The sequence below is a fragment of the Pseudomonas fragi genome (genome assembly GCF_025426255.1).
Classification (GTDB): Bacteria; Pseudomonadota; Gammaproteobacteria; order Pseudomonadales; family Pseudomonadaceae; genus Aquipseudomonas; species Aquipseudomonas kulmbachensis.
The window spans coordinates 4,066,038-4,084,465 of sequence record NZ_CP104861.1 but is presented as its reverse complement, the minus strand read 5'-3'; the positions used below and the strand labels follow the sequence as shown (position 1 = coordinate 4,084,465).

General features: G+C 56.6%; 20 protein-coding genes. 14 read left to right on the top strand and 6 right to left on the bottom strand.

The features are described 5' to 3' along the window. Positions 1-3: 3 nt before the first annotated feature. From kdsA to ispD, 4 genes are all read left to right on the top strand, one after another. Positions 4-849 carry a 3-deoxy-8-phosphooctulonate synthase gene (gene kdsA / locus N7D90_RS18970; protein WP_060694718.1) on the top strand — a complete coding sequence of 282 codons (846 nt, stop codon included), beginning with the start codon at positions 4-6 and terminating at the stop codon, positions 847-849. 154 nt (positions 850-1,003) lie between these two features. After that, positions 1,004-2,293, top strand: a complete 1,290-nt coding sequence (gene eno / locus N7D90_RS18965; protein WP_261739436.1) for a phosphopyruvate hydratase — start codon at positions 1,004-1,006, stop codon at positions 2,291-2,293. A gap of 168 nt (positions 2,294-2,461) precedes the next feature. Further along, on the top strand, positions 2,462-2,740 hold the full coding sequence (gene ftsB / locus N7D90_RS18960; RefSeq protein ID WP_261739435.1) for a cell division protein FtsB: 279 nt from the start codon (positions 2,462-2,464) through the stop codon (positions 2,738-2,740). Next, a complete protein-coding gene (ispD, locus tag N7D90_RS18955) occupies positions 2,737-3,441 on the top strand; it encodes a 2-C-methyl-D-erythritol 4-phosphate cytidylyltransferase (protein ID WP_261739434.1) in 705 nt (234 codons plus the stop codon). The genes ftsB and ispD overlap by 4 nt, the downstream gene beginning before the upstream one ends. 48 nt (positions 3,442-3,489) lie before the next feature. On the opposite strand, the gene N7D90_RS18950 is transcribed toward ispD, so the two are convergent. Continuing rightward, positions 3,490-4,395 (bottom strand): LysR substrate-binding domain-containing protein, encoded by a 906-nt coding sequence (locus N7D90_RS18950; RefSeq protein WP_261739433.1) that lies wholly within the window; start codon positions 4,393-4,395, stop codon positions 3,490-3,492. Positions 4,396-4,503: 108 nt separating this feature from the next. Here N7D90_RS18950 and N7D90_RS18945 point away from each other — a divergent pair, with 108 nt between their 5' ends. The 8 genes from N7D90_RS18945 to rpoS all read left to right on the top strand — a co-directional run bounded on the left by N7D90_RS18945 (position 4,504) and on the right by rpoS (position 11,694). Next, positions 4,504-5,616: an S-(hydroxymethyl)glutathione dehydrogenase/class III alcohol dehydrogenase gene (locus N7D90_RS18945; RefSeq protein ID WP_261739432.1), complete on the top strand. Its 1,113-nt coding sequence runs from the start codon at positions 4,504-4,506 to the stop codon at positions 5,614-5,616. Positions 5,617-5,711: 95 nt separating this feature from the next. Further along, complete coding sequence (gene fghA, locus N7D90_RS18940; protein ID WP_405046605.1) at positions 5,712-6,557, top strand: S-formylglutathione hydrolase; 846 nt, start codon at positions 5,712-5,714, stop codon at positions 6,555-6,557. 52 nt (positions 6,558-6,609) lie between these two features. Continuing rightward, a complete protein-coding gene (gene ispF, locus N7D90_RS18935; protein ID WP_048359885.1) occupies positions 6,610-7,083 on the top strand; it encodes a 2-C-methyl-D-erythritol 2,4-cyclodiphosphate synthase in 474 nt (157 codons plus the stop codon). Then, on the top strand, positions 7,080-8,138 hold the full coding sequence (truD, locus tag N7D90_RS18930; protein WP_261739431.1) for a tRNA pseudouridine(13) synthase TruD: 1,059 nt from the start codon (positions 7,080-7,082) through the stop codon (positions 8,136-8,138). Before ispF ends, truD begins: the two co-directional genes overlap by 4 nt. Continuing rightward, positions 8,126-8,875, top strand: coding sequence for a 5'/3'-nucleotidase SurE (gene surE, locus N7D90_RS18925; protein WP_261739430.1), 750 nt, complete (start codon positions 8,126-8,128; stop codon positions 8,873-8,875). Before truD ends, surE begins: the two co-directional genes overlap by 13 nt. 41 nt (positions 8,876-8,916) lie before the next feature. Further along, on the top strand, positions 8,917-9,552 hold the full coding sequence (locus tag N7D90_RS18920) for a protein-L-isoaspartate(D-aspartate) O-methyltransferase (protein ID WP_169845246.1): 636 nt from the start codon (positions 8,917-8,919) through the stop codon (positions 9,550-9,552). Positions 9,553-9,755: 203 nt separating this feature from the next. Further along, complete coding sequence (locus tag N7D90_RS18915; protein WP_261739429.1) at positions 9,756-10,583, top strand: peptidoglycan DD-metalloendopeptidase family protein; 828 nt, start codon at positions 9,756-9,758, stop codon at positions 10,581-10,583. A gap of 187 nt (positions 10,584-10,770) precedes the next feature. Continuing rightward, complete coding sequence (gene rpoS / locus N7D90_RS18910; RefSeq protein ID WP_410012325.1) at positions 10,771-11,694, top strand: RNA polymerase sigma factor RpoS; 924 nt, start codon at positions 10,771-10,773, stop codon at positions 11,692-11,694. A 687-nt stretch (positions 11,695-12,381) separates the two neighbouring features. On the opposite strand, the gene N7D90_RS18905 is transcribed toward rpoS, so the two are convergent. The 3 genes from N7D90_RS18905 to N7D90_RS18895 are packed head-to-tail and all read right to left on the bottom strand — an operon-like array spanning position 12,382 to position 14,932. Continuing rightward, complete coding sequence (locus N7D90_RS18905) at positions 12,382-13,431, bottom strand: alkene reductase (protein WP_261739427.1); 1,050 nt, start codon at positions 13,429-13,431, stop codon at positions 12,382-12,384. Positions 13,432-13,451: 20 nt separating this feature from the next. Next, positions 13,452-14,618, bottom strand: a complete 1,167-nt coding sequence (locus N7D90_RS18900) for an MFS transporter (RefSeq protein ID WP_261739426.1) — start codon at positions 14,616-14,618, stop codon at positions 13,452-13,454. Between the two features lie 11 nt (positions 14,619-14,629). Continuing rightward, complete coding sequence (locus tag N7D90_RS18895; RefSeq protein WP_261742484.1) at positions 14,630-14,932, bottom strand: ArsR/SmtB family transcription factor; 303 nt, start codon at positions 14,930-14,932, stop codon at positions 14,630-14,632. 155 nt (positions 14,933-15,087) lie between these two features. On the opposite strand from N7D90_RS18895, the gene N7D90_RS18890 reads away from it, so the two are divergent. Continuing rightward, entirely contained in the window at positions 15,088-15,675 is a 588-nt protein-coding gene (locus tag N7D90_RS18890; RefSeq protein ID WP_261739425.1) for an ACP phosphodiesterase, read from the top strand. Between the two features lie 375 nt (positions 15,676-16,050). Here the strand turns inward: N7D90_RS18890 and N7D90_RS18885 are convergent, their stop codons facing one another. Both N7D90_RS18885 and olsB read right to left on the bottom strand, forming a co-directional pair. After that, positions 16,051-16,842, bottom strand: a complete 792-nt coding sequence (locus N7D90_RS18885; protein ID WP_261739424.1) for a lysophospholipid acyltransferase family protein — start codon at positions 16,840-16,842, stop codon at positions 16,051-16,053. Further along, positions 16,842-17,597: an L-ornithine N(alpha)-acyltransferase gene (olsB, locus tag N7D90_RS18880; RefSeq protein WP_261739423.1), complete on the bottom strand. Its 756-nt coding sequence runs from the start codon at positions 17,595-17,597 to the stop codon at positions 16,842-16,844. Before olsB ends, N7D90_RS18885 begins: the two co-directional genes overlap by 1 nt. 239 nt (positions 17,598-17,836) lie before the next feature. On the opposite strand from olsB, the gene N7D90_RS18875 reads away from it, so the two are divergent. Continuing rightward, entirely contained in the window at positions 17,837-18,427 is a 591-nt protein-coding gene (locus tag N7D90_RS18875; protein ID WP_261739422.1) for a YceI family protein, read from the top strand. Position 18,428: the final 1 nt, after the last annotated feature.

Genomic DNA, 18,428 nt, shown 5'->3' with positions numbered 1-18,428 from the left:
AGCATGGCGCAAAAGATTATCCGTGTAGGCAATATCGAAATTGCCAACGACAAGCCAATGGTCTTGTTCGGTGGCATGAACGTGCTGGAAAGCCGTGATATGGCCATGAAGGTGTGTGAAGAGTACGTGCGGGTTACTGAAAAGCTCGGTATCCCTTACGTGTTCAAGGCCAGTTTCGATAAGGCCAATCGCTCATCTGTCAGCTCTTACCGTGGCCCTGGCCTCGAAGAAGGCATGCGGATTTTTCAAGACATCAAGGCCGCTTTTGGTGTGCCGCTGATTACCGACGTCCACGAACCTGCCCAGGCAGCCGTGGTCGCCGAAGTCTGCGACATCATCCAGCTGCCGGCTTTCCTGTCGCGTCAGACTGACCTGGTCGTGGCAATGGCCAAAACCGGCGCCGTGATCAACATCAAGAAAGCCCAGTTCCTTGCGCCCCAGGAGATGAAACACATCCTGAGCAAGTGCGAAGAAGCGGGCAATGATCAGTTGATCCTCTGCGAACGTGGTTCCAGCTTTGGCTACAACAACCTTGTTGTAGACATGCTGGGCTTCGGCATCATGAAGCAGTTCGAGTACCCGGTGTTTTTCGACGTGACCCACGCGCTGCAAATGCCTGGTGGTCGCTCGGATTCTGCCGGTGGTCGTCGTGCCCAGGTGACCGATCTGGCCAAGGCTGGCATCAGCCAGAGCCTGGCGGGTCTGTTCCTTGAGGCACACCCGGATCCGGACAACGCCAAATGCGACGGCCCTTGTGCCTTGCGTCTGGACAAGCTGGAGCCGTTCCTGGCCCAGTTGAAGTCTCTGGATGAGTTGGTTAAAAGTTTTCCGACAATAGAAACCGCGTAACCCTCGTTTCTCCGGTAAAGTACCGCACGATTTCTCGGGCTGATGAAGCCCGAGCCTTATCGCCCGCAAGGCTGCCTGCTGTTTGACCCTTGCCGCCGATAACAATATTTCCCTCAGCTGCGTCGTTTTCGTCAACTTTGGAGTGTTTACAACAATGGCAAAAATCGTCGACATCAAAGGTCGTGAAGTTCTCGACTCCCGTGGCAATCCCACTGTGGAAGCGGACGTGCTTCTCGACAACGGCATCATCGGCAGCGCTTGCGCGCCGTCCGGTGCATCCACCGGTTCCCGTGAAGCGCTGGAACTGCGTGATGGCGACAAGAGCCGTTACCTGGGCAAGGGCGTACTGAAAGCCGTTGCCAATATCAACGGCCCGATTCGTGACTTGCTGCTGGGTAAAGACCCGGTTGACCAAAAGGCGCTGGACCACGCGATGATCGCGTTGGACGGTACTGAGAACAAAGGCTCCCTGGGCGCCAACGCCATTCTGGCCGTGTCTCTGGCTGCTGCCAAAGCCGCTGCACAGGACCAGGACCTGCCGCTGTACGCGCACATCGCTAACCTGAACGGCACGCCGGGTGTTTACTCGATGCCGGTTCCGATGATGAACATCATCAACGGTGGCGAGCACGCTGATAACAACGTCGACATTCAAGAGTTCATGGTTCAGCCGGTTGGCGCCAAGACCTTCTCCGACGCGCTGCGCATGGGCACCGAAATCTTCCATCACCTCAAAGCTGTGCTCAAGGCCCGTGGCCTGAACACCGCAGTGGGTGACGAAGGTGGTTTCGCACCTAACCTGGCTTCCAACGAAGATGCACTCAAAGTGATCTCCGAAGCCATCGCCAACGCCGGTTACACCCTGGGCACTGACGTGACCCTGGCGCTGGACTGCGCGGCAAGCGAGTTCTACGAAGACGGCAAATACAACCTGTCCGGTGAAGGTCAAGTCTTCAGTTCCGAAGGTTTTGCTGAATACCTAAAAGGTTTGACCCAGCGCTACCCGATCATCTCGATCGAAGACGGCTTGGACGAATCTGACTGGGACGGCTGGAAAATCCTTACCGACAAAATCGGTGAGAAGGTTCAGCTGGTTGGCGACGACCTGTTCGTAACCAACACCAAGATCCTGAAAGAAGGCATCGACAAGAGCATCGCCAACTCGATCCTGATCAAGTTCAACCAGATCGGCACCCTGACCGAAACTCTGGAAGCTATCCAGATGGCCAAGGCTGCTGGTTACACGGCTGTGATCTCGCACCGTTCGGGCGAAACCGAAGATTCCACCATTGCCGATCTGGCAGTGGGTACTGCGGCTGGCCAGATCAAGACCGGCTCTCTGTGCCGCTCTGATCGCGTTTCCAAGTACAACCAATTGCTGCGTATCGAAGAGCAACTGGGTGCAAAAGCCAAGTACAACGGTCGCAGCGAGTTCCGCGGCTAAGTACGGCGTGGTAAAAAGACTGCAGCTTGTGTCGGAAAATTCGCCACTGCGAGTCTTTTGACACTAATCTGATGCACATCGGTACAAGCCTGGTTCTTCCAGGCTTTGTACTATTGGTTGTTTACGTTTGTCGGCATGGCTGTCTTTTTACTGGATACCTGATATTCGATGCGCAGTCCCAATTGGTTGTTTCTCATCTTGCTCTTGCTGCTCGCTGGCCTGCAGTATCGCCTGTGGGTGGGGAATGGCAGTTTGGCGCAGGTTACCGACCTGACCCAGCAAATAGCCGATCAACATGCTGAAAATGAAATTTTGCTGGAGCGTAACCGCGTCCTGGATGCGGAAGTGCTGGAGCTGAAAAAAGGCATGGAGACCGTTGAAGAGCGTGCTCGCCATGAGTTGGGCATGATCAAGGAGGGTGAAACCCTCTATCAGTTGGCCCAATGAGCTATCCAACACCGGCCTTCTGGGCCGTGATTCCTGCCGCGGGTGTTGGTGCCCGTATGGCCGCGGACCGTCCCAAGCAATATTTGCAGTTGGGCGGGCGCAGTATTCTCGAACACAGCATCAGCTGTTTTCTCGACCATCCCGGCCTTAAGGGGCTGGTGGTCAGCGTCGCGTTTGATGATCCCTTTTGGCCAGCTTTGCCATGTGCCGCTGACCCTCGTGTAGTGCGGGTGGATGGCGGGCGCGAGCGGGCGGATTCCGTGCTCAATGCGTTGTTGCATCTGCATGCCCAAGGCGCTGCGGATGACGATTGGGTGTTGGTCCATGATGCGGCACGGCCAAACCTGTCACGTGAAGACCTGAACAAACTGCTGAGTGAATTGGCTGACGATCCTGTGGGTGGTTTGCTGGCTGTTCCTGCGCGGGACACACTCAAGCGCGTCGACAAAAATGGTCGCGCAGTTGAAACCGTTGATCGCAGTTTGATCTGGCAGGCCTATACACCGCAGATGTTTCGCTTGGGGGCCTTGCATCGTGCCTTGGCTGACAGCCTGGTGGCAGATGCGACCATCACTGACGAATCTTCGGCGATGGAGTGGGCCGGTCTGGCCCCGCGCCTGATCGAAGGGCGTTCGGACAACATCAAGGTCACCCGCCCGGAAGACCTGGAATGGCTGCGTTTGCGTTGGCTTAATCGCTGAGCATGTAACTGCTGCCGAAGGAACGCAGTCTCGTTCCTTCGGCAGCGGCTACAGAGATAGCGTTAGATACTCCTCCCGCTTCGCCAAACCTTCCTTAAGGTAATCCACCAGTTTTCTGACTTTTGGCGACAAGTGCCGCTGTTGCGGGTACAGCGCCCAGACCGCAGTGTTGGGCGGCTGGTGGGTGTCGAGCAGAGACACCAATGCACCGCTCTTCAAATGCTCCAGCACGTAGTAATCCGGCAACTGACACAGCCCCACACCCTGTAACGCTGCATCCAGTACCGCCTGCCCGCTGTTGCAGCGCCAATTACCCTGCACCCGTTGCGAAAACTCGCGTCCGTCCTGCTGTAATTGCCACAGATCGGAGCTGCCAATCAGGCAGTTATGCCGGCTCAATTCCGACAGGCTATGGGGGCGGCCGTAATGTTCCAGGTAGGAAGGTGATGCGCAGACATACATGCGCCTGGGGGCGAGGCGGGTGGCTACCAATCTCGAATCTTGCAAACGGCCCAAGCGAATTGCCAGGTCAAGGCTTTCATGTACCAGGTCCAATGGCCGGTTGCTGAGTTCTATATCGACCCGCAATTGTGGGTACAACCCCATAAAGCGTGTGACCAATGGCACGATAAATCGCTCGCCATAAGCTACCGCACACGTCATGCGCAGCATGCCCTTGGGTTCGCTGGCCAGATCACCGACCGCTCTCAGCGCCTCTTCCCGCCCATCTTGCAGGCGCTGGCAGTGTTGCAAAAAAGTTTGCCCGGCTTCGGTCAGCGTCACCTTTCGGGTGCTGCGATAAAACAGACGCGTTTGCAGGCGCTCTTCGAGGCGCGCCACCTGCCGGCTGATATGGGATGAAGAGACGCCAAGGCGCTCGGCCGCCGCTGTGAATTGGCCGCACTCGGCCACGGCGACAAACTCGTCGATACCTTCCCAACGGTTCTCATTCATGGGTGATTATCCCTGTATGGCAATAATGTTTTGCTTTTGTCTGGATTATTAATCACTCAGCGCTGATTTACACTCGGCGTCTTGTTTTTACTTTGCTGGAGACGATTGATGATCAAGTCACGTGCTGCCGTAGCGTTTGAGGCCAAAAAGCCGCTGGAAATCGTAGAAGTTGACGTTGCCATGCCAAAGGCTGGCGAAGTGCTGCTGCGGGTTGTTGCGTCGGGTGTTTGCCATACCGATGCTTACACCTTGTCCGGTGCGGATCCGGAAGGCATCTTCCCGTCGATCCTGGGCCACGAAGGCGGCGCCATCGTTGAAGCGATCGGCGAAGGCGTGACTTCGGTTGCGGTCGGTGATCATGTCATCCCGCTTTACACACCTGAGTGCGGCAAGTGTAAATTCTGCCTGTCGGGCAAGACCAACCTGTGTCAGGCGATTCGCTCGACTCAAGGCAAGGGCCTGATGCCGGACGGCACTACGCGCTTCTCCTACAAAGGTCAGCCGATTTTCCATTACATGGGTACTTCGACGTTTTCGGAATACACCGTGCTGCCGGAGATTTCGGTCGCGAAAATTCAGAAAGATGCACCCCTTGAGAAGGTGTGCCTGCTGGGTTGCGGCGTCACCACCGGGATCGGTGCGGTTCTCAACACCGCCAAGGTCAAACCGGGCGATACCGTGGCGATTTTCGGCCTGGGCGGTATTGGTCTGTCTGCAGTGATCGGCGCCGTAAAAGCCAAGGCTGCGCGGATTATTGCCATCGACATCAACCCGGCCAAGTTTGAAATTGCCCGCCAGTTAGGTGCCACCGATTGCGTAAACCCGAAAGATTTCGATCGCCCGATTCAGGATGTGATCGTCGACATGACCGACGGCGGCGTCGACTTCTCGTTCGAGTGCATCGGTAATGTACAGCTGATGCGTGCGGCACTGGAGTGTTGCCACAAGGGTTGGGGCGAGTCCGTGATTATCGGCGTAGCCGGTGCAGGCCAGGAAATTTCAACCCGTCCATTCCAGCTGGTGACTGGCCGCGTCTGGCGCGGTTCGGCGTTCGGTGGTGTGCGCGGTCGCAGCGAATTGCCAAGCTATGTCGACATGGCGCAAAGCGGCGAGATCCCGCTGGATACTTTCATCACCCACACCATGGGCCTGGAAGATATCAATAAGGCATTTGACCTGATGCATGAAGGCAAAAGCATTCGCACCGTAATCCACTTCTGACGAAGAGCTGCAAGTTGCAAGCTATAAGCTGCAGCGGGTGATACACCTTGCCTGCTTTTAACTTGTGGCTTGCAGCTGAAAGCCTGGAGCTGCCCATGACATTGGAAAATATCTCCTGCCAAAAAAGCTTTGGCGGCTGGCACAAGCGTTACAAGCATCGCTCTGAAGTACTGGGCTGTGACATGGTATTCGCCGTGTACTTGCCGCCGCAGGCCGAGCAGGGCGCCAAGTTACCGGTGCTGTACTGGTTGTCGGGCCTGACCTGTAACGACGAGAATTTTATGCACAAGGCAGGTGCCATGAAAATGGCTGCCGAGCTGGGGCTGATTATCGTGGCGCCCGACACCAGCCCGCGTGGCGAGGGGGTGCCGGATGACCCGCAGAGTGCCTGGGACTTTGGTCTGGGCGCAGGTTTCTATCTGAACGCCACTCAAGAGCCTTGGGCACAACATTATCGGATGCACGATTATGTGGTGCAGGAGTTGCCAGCCTTGGTCGAAGCGCATTTCCCGGCTTCGCAAAAGCGTGGCATCAGCGGCCATTCGATGGGCGGCCACGGCGCTTTGGTCTGTGCGCTGCGCAACCCTGGGCGCTATCAGTCGGTATCAGCCTTTGCGCCGATCAGTAATCCGATGGATTGCCCGTGGGGGCAAAAAGCGTTCTCCAACTATTTGGGTGACGAGCGTTCGCGCTGGCGTGAGTGGGATGCGAGCGTGTTGATCAGTGAGGCTCGTGAGAAGTTGCCATTGCTGGTAGATCAAGGTGATCGGGATGACTTTTTGGCCGTGCAACTCAAGCCTGAAGCACTGCAGCAGGCCGCCAGATTGGCGGATTATCCGCTGACCCTGCGCCTGCAGCCGGGCTACGACCACAGCTATTTCTTCATCGCCAGCTTTATTGATGACCACTTGCGGCATCACGCGAGCGCACTTAGCGCCTAATGTTGGTCAAAGTAGGTAGAATCACGCCCTGACTTAATCGGGGCGTTTTTTTATGCGTATTGGCCACGGCTATGATGTGCACTGTTTCGCTGAAGGCGATTTCATTACGTTGGGCGGCGTGCGGATCTCCCACAAATTCGGGCTGCTTGCCCACTCTGATGGCGATGTGCTTTTGCACGCCCTTAGCGATGCCTTGCTGGGTGCTGCGGCGCTTGGCGACATCGGCAAACACTTTCCGGACACCGATCCGACCTTCAAGGGCGCCGATAGTCGCGTCCTGTTGCGTCATGTCGTGGGTCTGATCCATGCCAAGGGCTGGAAAGTCGGCAACGTCGACAACACCATCATTGCCCAGGCGCCGAAAATGGCGCCGCATATTGAAACGATGCGTGCGCTGATTGCGGCGGATCTAGAGGTTGATTTGGACCAGGTAAACGTAAAGGCTACGACCACTGAAAAGCTTGGTTTCGTTGGGCGTGAAGAAGGTATCGCGGTGCACTCCATTGCGTTGTTGGTTCGCGCATGAACGAGTCTGATTTGCTCGGTCCACGGGCCTATGGCGAGGCATTGGGCACGGCAGTGCTCAAAGCGACGGCTGAAGATTTTCAAGTCGACGAAGTGCTTGATATACCGCTGTCCGGAGACGGTGAACACCTGTGGTTGTGGGTCGAGAAACGCGGGCTGAACACCGAAGAGGCCGCGCGCCGAATCGCCAAGGCGGCAGGCGTGCCTTTGCGCACTGTCAGCTACGCAGGCCTCAAGGACCGTCAGGCGTTAACCCGCCAATGGTTCAGCGTGCAACTGCCGGGCAAGGCAGACCCTGATTTGTCGGGCGCTGAAAACGACACCCTGAAAATTCTCAAGAGCTTGCGCCACAAACGCAAATTGCAGCGTGGAGCCCATGCGGCCAACGGCTTTACCCTGCGTCTGACGCAAATGGCCGGGGACAAGGATGCACTGGAACAGCGCCTGCAACTGATAGCCAAGCAGGGCGTACCGAACTACTTCGGCACCCAGCGTTTCGGCTGGCAGGGCGGCAATCTGGGCGAAGCCCGCGATTATGCGGCGCGCAAAGCCTTGCCTGAGCAGCGTAACGTGCGTTCGCGGTTACTCTCCACCGCTCGCAGCTATCTGTTCAATCAGGTGCTGGCGGCACGCGTGGCCGATGGTAGCTGGCAGCGGGCTCAGGTCGGTGATTTGCTGGCCTTTACCGACAGCCGCAGTTTTTTCCCGGCGGGCGAAGCTGAATGCAGCGATCCGCGACTGGCTATCCTCGATCTGCACCCTACCGGCCCGCAGTGGGGCGAGGGTGAGTCGCCGACCACCGGCGTGACCCATACGCTTGAGCAATCGATCGCAGAGCGCGAAGCCGATTTGCGCGACTGGCTGGTTCGCGCGGGCATGAGCCATGAGCGACGCATCCTGCGACTGCCCATTGGCCGGTTGACGTGGCATTATCCGCAGCCTGACATTCTGCAACTGGAATTTGTTCTGCCGGCCGGATGCTTCGCCACTGTTCTGGTGCGCGAGCTTGTTGATCTGGTGCCTTTGGATCAAGCGGATAGCCTATGCGTATTCTGATTTCAAACGATGATGGGGTCACAGCCCCGGGGTTGGCTGCGCTCTACGGTGCGCTGGCCGATTACGCCGAGTGTGTGGTGATTGCCCCTGATCAAGACAAAAGCGGGGCGAGCAGTTCGCTGACGCTGGACCGGCCGCTGCATCCGCACACGTTGGCCAATGGCTTTATCAGCATTAATGGCACCCCGACCGATTGCGTGCATCTGGGCCTTCACGGCTTGCTGGAGCAGCAGCCGGATATGGTGGTGTCCGGGATTAACCTGGGCGCCAACCTGGGTGATGACGTGTTGTATTCAGGCACCGTGGCGGCAGCGCTGGAGGGGCGTTTTCTGGATCGTCCTTCATTTGCCTTTTCGCTGGTATCGCGTCAGGTAGACAACTTGCCGACCGCGGCTTTTTTTGCCCGCAAATTGCTTGAGGCCCACGCATCGCTGGAACTGCCACCGCGTACCGTCCTCAATGTGAATATTCCCAACTTGCCACTCGAGAAGATTCGCGGCATTCAGCTCACCCGTCTTGGGCACCGGGCACGGGCTGCGGCGCCGGTACGAATGGTTGATCCGCGCGGCAAGGCCGGCTACTGGATTGCCGCGGCGGGGGACGTCGAAGACGGTGGGCCGGGTACGGACTTCCACGCGGTGATGCAGGGGTATGTGTCGATCACACCGCTGCAACTGGACCGCACCTTTGGTGATGGTTTCAAAAGCCTCAATGGCTGGCTGGAGGGTATGGGCTGATGGCGCGCGAGCAGGATGGCATGATGCACCGCGGCATTGGCATGACCTCTGAGCGTACCCGCGAGCGGCTGATTCAGCGTCTGCGTGAAGAGGGCATCGTTAACCAGAACGTGCTTGAGGTCATTCGTCGTACGCCACGACATCTGTTTGTGGATGAAGCTCTGGCACACCGGGCCTACGAAGACACGGCGCTGCCGATCGGTAATAACCAGACCATTTCCCAGCCTTACATGGTGGCGCGCATGAGCGAGCTGCTGCTTGAAGACGGGCCGCTGGACAAGGTGATGGAGATTGGCACCGGGTCGGGTTATCAAACTGCTGTGCTCTCGCAACTGGTTGAACGCATATTTTCGGTTGAACGCATCAAGGTATTGCAGGATCGGGCCAAGGAACGACTGCTCGAGCTCAACCTGCGCAACGTGGTATTTCGCTGGGGCGATGGCTGGGAGGGCTGGCCTGCGCTGGCGCCCTACAACGGCATTATCGTGACGGCAGTGGCGACCGATGTACCGCAGGCATTGCTCGACCAGCTTGCCCCCGGTGGGCGTCTGGTGATTCCGGTAGGCGCGGGTGAGGTGCAGCAATTGATGTTGATTGTTCGCGAAGAGCACGGTTTCGCCCGGAGAGTGATCGGCAATGTGCGCTTTGTACCGCTGCTCAATGGGCCATTGGCCTGAGTCTTTGCCTGGTCTGAGTGAATTATAGGACCGGGCGCAGGTCATACTGCGCAGCGCCAACACGCCGCCCAATGCTTGACAGTTGTTTTCATGATTCGGCTTTGCCGTCTGTAAAAGCCCTGTAGCCAGTTATACTTGCGCCAAATCATGGCCAGTACTGGCGTCTATTATTTATCTTTAGCCATCTTCAAAGGGAGCGGCGGGTGAGTCTCACAGTCATTGCGCAGCGTATGAGTACCAAAAGCTATCAGAGACTGGTGGTCGGTCTGTTCCTGAGTGCCACGCTGGCTTTGTTGGCGGCGTGCTCCAGCACCCCGAAAAATGGCGTAAACGTCGTTGACCGCAATGGGGTGGCTCAGCGCCCGGCAGTGACCACAGGGCAGTACGTCGTGCGTCGTGGCGATACCCTGTTCTCGATTGCGTTTCGCTACGGCTGGGACTGGAAAGCGCTGGCCGCACGTAACAATATTGCGGCTCCGTTCACTATTGTCCCAGGTCAATCAATTCGCTTTGACGGACGCTCCGGAACCCTGCCTGCAGGTGGCACTTCCACCACTGTGGTGTCGTCTTCTTCGGGTAGCAAGACCACCGTTATCAAGCGTCCAGGCGCTGTCGTAGCGGCGCCGGCGGCTGTTGCGCCACTGCCGGCAGGTCCCGCACCGAAGGGTTGGGGATGGCCTTCTAATGGCATTTTGATAGGCAAATTTTCTTCAAACGGTAGTTTGAATAAAGGTATTGATATCGCCGGTGATTTGGGACAGCCTGTTTTAGCTGCGTCTGATGGTTCGGTTGTTTACGCTGGCAGTGGATTGAGGGGCTACGGCGAACTGATCATCATCAAACACAGTGATACCTATGTCAGCGCCTACGGTCATAACCGCAGGCTTTTGGTTCGGGAGGGGCAGCAGGTCAAGGTTGGACAGACAATTGCCGAAATGGGGTCAACTGGTACAGACCGGGTGAAACTTCACTTTGAAATTCGCCGCCAAGGTAAACCTGTAGATCCACTGCAATTCCTTCCACGTCGTTGATCGGTTACCAGCCTGTTCCTGCTCTGGTTAAGGAACAGGCTCAAGCATTGCCAAGGATTAAGGCGATGCTCGAGCTTGAGGTCGAACTCACCAAAGGACTATAGAAATGGCTCTCAATAAAGAAGCGCCGGGGTTTGACATCGACGATGAGGTGCTCCTTATGGACTCCAGCATCGATAGCGACTTGATGTCAGAAGAAGACGATTCAACCCCTCCAGCTCGAACCAAGTCCAAAAAAGCACCAGTCACCAAACAGCACAAGTACATTGACTACACACGGGCGCTTGATGCGACCCAGTTGTACCTCAATGAAATTGGCTTCTCCCCGCTGCTATCCCCTGCAGAAGAAGTTCATTTTGCGCGTTTGTCGCAAAGTGGAGATCCGGCCGGGCGCAAGCGCATGATTGAAAGCAACTTGCGGCTGGTGGTGAAAATCGCCCGTCGGTACGTCAATCGTGGTTTGTCGCTGCTGGATCTGATCGAGGAGGGCAACCTTGGGCTGATTCGGGCTGTCGAGAAATTTGATCCCGAACGCGGGTTTCGCTTTTCGACTTACGCCACTTGGTGGATTCGCCAAACGATTGAACGGGCGATCATGAACCAGACCCGTACCATTCGTTTACCGATCCATGTTGTCAAAGAACTCAACGTCTATCTGCGAGCAGCGCGTGAACTCACGCAAAAGCTCGATCACGAACCGTCCCCTGAAGAAATCGCCAACCTGCTGGAAAAACCTGTTGCCGAGGTCAAGCGCATGCTTGGGCTCAATGAGCGGGTGTCATCGGTAGACGTTTCTCTAGGCCCGGACTCTGACAAAACACTGCTCGATACCCTGACGGATGACCGCCCTACAGATCCTTGTGAGCTGCTTCAGGACGATGACCTATCGCAAAGTATTGACCAGTGGCTTTCTGAGCTCACAGACAAGCAGCGTGAGGTCGTTATTCGTCGTTTCGGGTTGCGTGGTCATGAGAGCAGCACCCTTGAAGATGTAGGTTTGGAAATTGGCCTGACGCGCGAACGCGTGCGGCAAATCCAGGTCGAGGGGCTCAAGCGGTTGCGCGAAATCCTTGAACGCAACGGTTTGTCGAGCGAGTCGCTGTTCCAGTAACAAGCTAGGCGTATCAACCAAAAACCCCGAGCGACTCGGGGTTTTTTGTGTCTTGAATTCAGCGGGATGCTCTTCGGTGCATATTCAGTATCAATGCCGGTTGAAATGCAGGGTCAAATGGCGGCTGTTGGGGTAGGGCATAAAGGGATCATTCGGATAAGTCTTGAAAAGCAATGTTACGGACGATATTGAATATTATCTGCGTATTGCTGTAAGCCTTTGCTTACCTTTTGCGTAAGCCGAGAGCTCTATCAGGGTGGGATAGCACCTTTTTTATGTATGCTATTGAATGTAATTGTTTGAAATATAAAGATTTTTTATTTTCGTTTATAACTGCTATGTAATAAATATCTATAACTGCTGTGCTTGCAGCAATTCAATAAAACTCTAGTATCTAAGTTGTGTCGACGGATCGACGCGGCGCTCAAGGAAGAACGCAGATGGACATCGCGGGATGCGATTCATCAGGATGATGAGAAGGAAAAAAAGGGACTAGGGAAAAAATGTGGGCGGGTCAAACCGCCCCTTTTTTCGCCCGAAAAAAGGTCGTGTGACTACTCGCACTATTACGCATCAGCGAATCGCTAACAGCAAAGCGCCCGAGGTCATTGACCTCGGGCGCTTTGTTTTGTGGGCCAGAATGTCCCGTTAGCGCTGATGCTTCTTCAGGGCACACATGCCGCGTGCTTACAGCGTTGGGTAGTCGATGTAGCCCACCGAGCCTTTGGAGTAAAAGCTCTCTGGATGCGCTTCATTGAGCGGTGCATCGACCTTCAGGCGTGCAGGCAGGTCTGGGTTGGCGATAAAAGGCACGCCGAAGGCAACGGCATCCGCCTTGCCCGCGGCCAGCCAAGCATTGGCGCTGTCTTTGGTGAAGCTTTCGTTGACGATATACGGGCCGCCAAAGGCTTCCTTGAGCTGCGGGCCAAGGCTGTCTGGCGCTGCGTGTTCGCGGGAGCAGATGTAGGCGATACCGCGCTTGCCCAGTTCGCGGGCGACATAACCAAAGGTTTCGGCCAGGTTGTCATCACCCATGTCGTGCAAGTCGGCACGAGGCGACAAATGCACGCCAACACGGCCAGCGCCCCAGACGTCGATGGCGGCATCGGTAACTTCGAGCAACAGGCGAGCGCGGTTCTCTACGCTGCCCCCATATTGGTCGGTACGTTTGTTGGTGCTGCTTTGCAGGAACTGGTCGAGCAGGTAGCCATTGGCACCATGAATTTCGACACCATCAAACCCGGCGGCCTTGGCGTTTTCGGCACCCGTGCGGTAGGCCTCGACAACATCAGCGATCTCGGCGGTTTCCAGCGCCCGTGGCGTCGGGAAATCAGCCTTTGGACGAACCAGGCTGACGTGACCTTTGGCAGCAATGGCGCTTGGGGCTACAGGCGCTTCGCCATTCAGGTACATCGGGTGCGAGATACGCCCCACATGCCACAACTGCAACGCAATCCGCCCACCGGCTGCATGCACCGCCTTGGTGATGTTGGTCCAGCCACGGACCTGATCGTTGGACCAGATGCCCGGGGTATCCGGATAACCGACGCCCATGGCTGTTACCGAAGTGGCTTCGCTCAGGATCAGGCCGGCGGAAGCGCGCTGAACGTAGTATTCAGCCATCAGCGCATTGGGAACCCGACCTTCATCGGCGCGGCAGCGGGTCAGCGGAGCCATGATGATGCGGTTGGGCAGTTCAAGATCGCCCAGCTTGATCGGATCGAAAATCGTGGTCATTTATGCAGCCCTCTCAAGGATCAGTTTGTAGCACTGGCCAGTTCGGCATTGCCGTTTTGGCGAAAAGTAATCAGGGTCACCAGCAGCGCCAGAATCGCCAGCGCGGCAGCGGCCAGCGGAACGCTGGTGAGGCCGAAGCCGTGGGCAATAACACTGCCACCCACCCAGGCGCCCAGTGCATTGCCGACGTTGAACGCGCCAATATTCAGGGTTGAAACCAGGTTGGGTGCGGCTTTGCCGAAGGTCACGACGTTGATTTGCAGTGCCGGTACGGCGGCAAAGGAGGCGGCGGCCCACAGGAACAAGGTGATTTCAGTTGGAATCACGGCGACGCTGGTCCAGGTCAATACGGTCGACATCACAGCCATCGAGATAAAAACACCGATCAGGGTCGCGGCCAGGCGCTTGTCTGCCAGCTTGCCGCCGATGATATTGCCCACCGTCAGGCCAAGGCCGATCAGCAACAAGGTCCAGGTCACGCCGCTTGGCGATACGCCAGTGACATCACCGAGCAAGGGCGCTACGTAAGTGAACAGGGTGAACATCGAGGCGGAAAACAGCGCGGTCATGCTCAATGAAAGCCAGATGCCAGCGCCCTTGAGTGCGGCCAGCTCGGCACGCATATCGAGCTTCTCTTCGTCACGTTTGGCGGGCAGAAAGCGGATCAGGCCGATCAGCGCCACGACACCAATCACGGTGACTGCGAAAAACGTCGAGCGCCATCCTGCGGCCTGGCCCAGAGCGGTGCCCAGGGGGACGCCCAGCACGTTGGCCAGGGTCAGGCCGGTAAACATCAGGGCCACTGCTGACGCGCGTTTGTTGGCAGGTACCAGGCCTGCAGCCACAACTGAGCCAATACCGAAGAACGCTCCGTGACACAGCGCTGTCACTACGCGGGCAAACATCAGCACGTTGTAGTCACTGGCCAAGGCACACAGCAGGTTGCCGATGATAAAGATCACCATCAACGCGACCAAGGCAGCCTTGCGCGGCAATTTAGCCGTGGCCAGCGCCATGAACGGAGCCCCGATTGCCACGCCCAGTGCGTAACCGGTCACCAGCCAGCCAGCGCCGGGGATCGATACGCCAAGGTCGGCTGCGACATCAGGCAGCAAGCCCATGATCACGAACTCGGTGGTCCCGATGGCGAAAGCGCTGAGCGCCAGAATGAGTAGCGAGAGGGGCATGAAAGTCCTTGTTAAAGCTCTTGGCTGATTTGTTCGAGGAAGGCCTTGATGGTTTCCTCATTGCGTTTGAAAAAGTGCCACTGACCATGCTTTTGGCTGGTAATCAGGCCCGCTCGCTGCAGCGTTGCCAGGTGGGCAGAGACCGTTGACTGCGACAGGCCGCAGAGTTGGTCAAACTGTCCGGCGCACACGCCATGTTCGGTGGAGTGGACCTGGTCAGGAAACGAGGTGTCAGGGTCTTTGAGGGACTTGAGAATTTCTCGGCGTACTGGGTGTGCCAGGGCTTTTATTATTTCGTCGAGTTCAATCGGCATAGTGGCAGTGCTCATTGGGTACAACGTTATATCGCGATGAGGCGAACTTTAAATCGTCGTATCGCGATATACAAATATGAAATTGATCTAGGATCAGCTCAAATCGATATATCGGGTTATAACGATATTGGTGCGGCAGTGCTAAACTGCGCGACATGAATTATCTCGCACATCTGCACCTTGGCGGTCAGCGCCCGGAAGAATTACTTGGCAGCCTCTATGGCGATTTCGTCAAAGGGCGGCTGCACGGTCAGTACAGCCCCGAGATTGAACACGGGATTCAACTGCACCGCAGCATTGATGTATTTACCGACAACCATCCCTTGGTTGATCAATCGTTGTCGCGATTTACCCGGACCCGCAGGCGTTATGCGGGCATTGTGCTGGATGTGTTTTTCGATCATTGCCTGGCACGGGACTGGGGCCAGTATGCCGAGGGGCCGCTTGAGCGATTTACTTCGGACTTTTATCGGGTGCTGGTGGCCGAACAGCAGTTGCCACGGCGGCTTGCCACTATCGCGCCGCATATGGCTGCTCATGACTGGTTGGGTTCGTATCGGGACTTTGCTGTGCTGGAGCAAGTGTTCAACGGGATAGCTCGACGCTTGTCGCGCCCGGAAGAACTGGCCGGTGCTATGCAGGATTTGAAGGGATTGTACGAACTGCTCAGTGAGGATTTTCGGCTGTTTTATCCGCAGTTGCAGGTGTATGCGGCGGGTTGCTATCGGAAGGCATGTCCGTAGCAGATGCCGAAAAACCAGATTTTGCGGTGTATCAGTTAAACCCGGTTGTCAGGGTTTACGACTGCTGCGCAATATCCTGTAGCCGCTGTCGAGGAACGAAGGCTGCGTTCGGCTGGGCAGCAGTCGTAAAACCGTACACTGCAGTGGTTCAGGTAAATCCCGGACAGTGGCTACGGGCCTTTGCCGTTTCACCGCTTCGTCTGCATCGCGAGCAAGCCCGCTCTTATCAAACATGAAGCAAGTTACTGATTTAAAAAATTGAAAATTATCCTTTAAAACGTGAATTCTCGTAGGCGCCCCCCAGTTTGATGCGCGACAGCGCTGCATCGAAGAGGTAATGGGGCCTCCCACTCCTCACTGTGCATAGGCTTCAGCTCAAATCATCGCCCCCACTCTTTCCGGCAGCGGGTCGGTTTGCGTGATCGGTGCTGTCACCACTCGCCGTATCGCTTCCTGGGCCTTGAACGCCAGCAATGCACGCTCCTGTTGCTGGCAGGCTATAGGTTCCAGCAGATGGATCTCGACGTCGGCCTGATCGTGGGAAAACAAGCGCAACAAATGCGACAGCAAATCGTCATCGCCAATAAACGGTGCTATCGCATCGACCTCACCATTACGTAAGTAACGGATGGCTACAGGCTGCAACGACATTTGGCTGTCAATCGCTGCCGCTAACAGACGGCCGTGAAAGGTACGTACCGAGCGCCCGTCAGTGGTCGTGCCTTCGGGAAACATCAACAGGGACAGCGGTTGTTGCAAGTGACGGGTCATCTGCTCTCGAATCAACTGGCTGTCGCCCGCGCCCCGGCGAATGAACAGGCTGCCGGCCTTGGCCGCCAACCAGCCTGCAACGGGCCAGTTGCGCACCTCTGATTTGGACAGGAAGGACAGCGGGGTCAGTTGCCCAAGCAGCGCTATATCGGTCCATGACACGTGATTGCTGACCCATAGCATTGGTGTTGCAGGTAGCTCGCCGACTACGGTGATGCGAAAGGGCAGGGCATTGCTCAGGCGTGCCATAAAAAACTGCGACCAGCGCTGGCGACGATCCATCGCGCTGTTCAGGCGCAAGCGTTCAAGTACCCCGAACACTCCAGCCATGCTCAACCCCAGGCTCACCACCCCTAGCACTCGCGCCACTCGGCCATATCGGCGTAAGCGGCTCATTACATGGCCGCCTTGAAGTGGCGAGCGTAACGCGGGCACAGTTCATCGCGCTTGAGCAGAATAAACACGTCAGCCACCTGGAAGTCCTCATCCCAGCAGGGTTCGCCACAAATCCTGGCGCCCAGGCGCATATAAGCCTTGAGCAGCGGTGGCATTTCGGCGATGACGTTGGCGGGTACTTCCAGTGCCGGTAATGGCTTTTTCGGCTCGGCGCGTAAATGTTCAGTACACAAGTAGCGTTCGCGCAGACGCTGCATGATTGCCTGGGCCTGGATACCGCCATCCTGCATCGGGATGCTGGCGCAGCCCATCAGGTAGCGATAATTGCCCTGGTTGAGTACTTCAGCCAATTCGCCCCAGAGCACGGTGATGGTGCCGCCATTGCGGTAGGCTGGGTCGACACAGGTTCGGCCGATTTCAAGAATTGGGCCCTGCAAGTGAGCCAGCCCGTGCAGGTTGAATTCTTCTTCACTGTAAAAGTGGCCGATGTTCTGTGCTGCGCCGTGATCCAGCAAGCGGGTGGTGGCTACCAATTGGCCGCTATTGAGATCGCGCACCCCTATATGCTCGCAATAGGCGTCGTAACCGTCTTCATCCAGACCGTGTTCTGCACCTTTGAGTTTGGCCTTCAGCTCGTCGCTAAACACCCGAAAGCGCAGGGCCTGGGCCTCGCGCAACGCGTCAGGTCCGATCAGGCGTTCTGCCTGCAGGCGGCGTTCTGGAACAGTTTCGCGGATACGGGCGATCTGGGACATTGCGAATCTCCGTGCAGGCACCGGGCCTGCCTTGGGTTTCTGCGAATCGACTGAGGTGGGCAACTTCAGGCTAGGCAGGTGCAATGTCATCGCCATGACATTTGGATGATGCTTACATGACAGGCTCTGGGCAGAGGAACTGTCGATAGGGGTTGCGGCTCTAACACTGTGTAAAAAAAACTGCCAAGAGCGCGCTCTGGGGTTAATGTTCGCGCACGTTTATCGGGTGATGAGTTTTTATGTTCAAAGCGTTTTTATCTGCGGCCTGCACCTTGTTGCTGACCCTTGGTGTGAGCCTGTCTGCCCAGGCCAACTGGTATCTGGACGGTGAGTCATCACGGTTGTCATTTATCACTACGCAAAATGCCAATGTTGCCAACGCGCATCGCTTTTTGGTCTTGCACGGCAAAGTCGACCGTAAAGGCCATGCGCAATTGCGCATCGAAATGGATTCGGTCAACAGTGCGGTGCCGTTGCGTGATGAGCGCATGCGCGACGTGCTGTTTGATTTCAAGTCCTTCCCCGAAGCGCAAATCAGCGCGCAAATAGATCTGCAACCGATCAACGATCTTGCCTCCGGGGCGCAATTGGAGCTGCACTTGCCGGTCACGGTCAGCTTGCGCGGCAAACAGCACACCTATGAGGCCGAGTTATTGGCCACGCGTCTTGATGAACGGCGCTTTCAGGTCGTGACTCTTGAGCCGCTGATGCTGCAAGCCGAAGATTTTGGTCTGCAACCGGAGCTCGAAACCCTGCGCAAATTGGCCGGACTGTCGGCGATCAGTTTTTCAGTACCGGTGAGTGCGGTGCTGATTTTCACGGCTCGCTAAG